Source organism: Dorea sp. OM07-5, from assembly GCF_003481355.1.
GTDB classification, from domain to species: Bacteria; Bacillota; Clostridia; order Lachnospirales; family Lachnospiraceae; genus Dorea_D; species Dorea_D hominis.
Window position 1 is genome coordinate 1 of record NZ_QUKZ01000039.1, and the last position, 2,165, is coordinate 2,165.

The 2,165-nt window shown below is 44.3% G+C and carries 2 protein-coding genes and 1 pseudogene; all 3 read left to right on the forward strand.

The genetic code is table 11. From position 1 onward, the window contains the following. A pseudogene (locus DXC04_RS15220) lies at positions 1-224 on the forward strand (relaxase/mobilization nuclease domain-containing protein); the annotation flags it as partial. A 2-nt stretch (positions 225-226) separates the two neighbouring features. Beyond that, a complete protein-coding gene (locus tag DXC04_RS15225) occupies positions 227-1,033 on the forward strand; it encodes a PcfB family protein (protein WP_117689649.1) in 807 nt (268 codons plus the stop codon). A 5-nt stretch (positions 1,034-1,038) separates the two neighbouring features. Then, positions 1,039-2,013 (forward strand): ArdC family protein, encoded by a 975-nt coding sequence (locus tag DXC04_RS15230; protein ID WP_181984837.1) that lies wholly within the window; start codon positions 1,039-1,041, stop codon positions 2,011-2,013. Positions 2,014-2,165 lie beyond the last annotated feature (152 nt).

Here is a 2,165-nt window from a genome sequence, read left to right on the forward strand (position 1 = left end):
AGGAACGCAGAAAGCTCTATCGGAATGGCAGCGAAGACAGCAGAAAAGTACGGTTATCCGAAATCAATGAGGAATTAAAAAATCTTCGAAAAGAAGTCCGTATGACCGTCCGGATTGAAAAGCATTCATTGGAAATCGAAGAAAGACTTCGAAAGGCAGAAGAACAAAACCAGAATGAGAAACGTGTGGAACACAAAGAAAAAGAGAGTCAGGAGGTGAGATAAGTATGAATTACGGAGCAGAACCGGCAGATCAGGTGGTGCGGTACAGTCTGGAAGGAATGGAATACTCTTTGAAGATTACCGGAAATGTGGCAAAGCATGTGGCAATCTTTATTGCGGCCGCCCTGAAAGATCAGAAAAAGACAAGAGGGAAAACAAGGCTTACCAGAATGTTAAAGGAACAGCGCCCGATGAAATTTTTTACCGTTCCGGGTGACCGCTTAAAAGAATTTGCGAAAGAAGCCAAAGCGAGAGGTATCTTATATGTTGTCATCAAAGATAAGGTGAATCCGGATCAGACAGAGGTCATGGTATTTGCAGATGATGCAGCAAAGATGAACCGGGTATTAGACCGGATGAATCTGGATTTTGTAAAAGCAGAATCAGGCTCTATGGTTACAGAAGCAGTGGAAAAAGAGAATGCACCGGAAAAGGCAGAGAACCAGATGGAAAAAGAAACCGGGGAGAATGTACGGACAGAGACCGTTGTCCTGCCGGAAGGCAAGATAGAATTTGAACTGGACGATGCGGAAGAAATGTTCCAGATCGGTGATGAGGCTTTCCCGGAAGGAAATTTTACACAGGCGCAGGAGGGGGAAGAAAAGAATCCATCCGAACCTTTCTCGCGCAACAGAAATACTTCTTCCGGTCGGGAAACTAGCTGGGAAGAAAAGAATGAAAAACCATCTGTGCGGAAAGAACTCGGAGATATCCGCAAGGAACAGGAAGAGAAACGTAAGAGGCCGGACAGACGGAAAAATGCCAGAGAGAGCAGGAAGAAACGCAAGAATATGAAAACGAAAGGCAGGTAATGTATATGGATTTAACAGATATGATTTCAGGGGGAACGGAAGAACAGCAGGTTCCTGAACAGAAATTGACGAAAGAAGAATATGCAGCCAAAAAACAGCAGGAAAGAGAAGAGGTATGGGCTGAAGTAGATTCACAGGCACAGGGAGTTTTTCAGGATGGAGAAAAACTGAAAGGCTTTCTGGACTTTATGGCAGAGTGTAATACCCAGAGAACACCGAATCTGCTTTTGATTTACGGACAGCATCCAGATTTTAAGGTGGTAAGGTCTTATGAACGCTGGAGAGAAGAACACCGTTCGGTCAAAGTCGGGGAACATGGCATTACTTATATGATTTCCACTGAATACGAAAAAGACGGAGAAATGCGGAGAGGGTATACGATTGGAAAAGGATTTGACATCAGTCAGATGTCTGGAAAGCCATTGGAAGAACGCCCTCAGCGAAGTCTGACAGAACTGATAGGAACTGTCTTAAAAGACCAGTCGGTACGTGTGCAGATTGAGGATGATCTGCCAGACAAAGTGCAGGCCCAGTACAATCCGAGATACCGTACCATTTATATCCGCAACGGAATGAGTGAAGTAACGACATTCCATGCACTGAACAGAGAACTGGCGTGTGCAGCACTGGACCAGCATACCGGAACCTACAGCCGACAGAAAGTCAGTGCACAGGCTTATTGTGCAGCCTATGTGATTGCGAAACGTTATGGTGTGGATGTTACCGGATTCAATCTGGAGTATATTGCACAGAGAAATGAATGTGGAAAGAAAGATCCACAGGAACTGAGAGACTTTTTAAATGATGTCCGTCAGGCTTCCTATAGTATCCGAAACCATATCGAACGGAATTTTGGTGCAAAGGAACAGGAGTATGTAACCGATGAGCTCGCAATCGGAGACCCTGTAAAAACACCGGAAACCAAGGATGAAAAAGCATCTGGAAAAGAGAAAAAAGCAAAGAACCAGCCGGAACGATAAAAGTGAAAAAGTTGGACGGTTGGAGTAGCTATTACGGAGGTCTTGTGATATGGTTGGTGTAACAAAAAAGGAGGTCAGCCAGATGACAAAATACTATTTGAAGATGGATAACATTATGAAAAATATGTTCGTGGTGGCACTGAATGATGAGC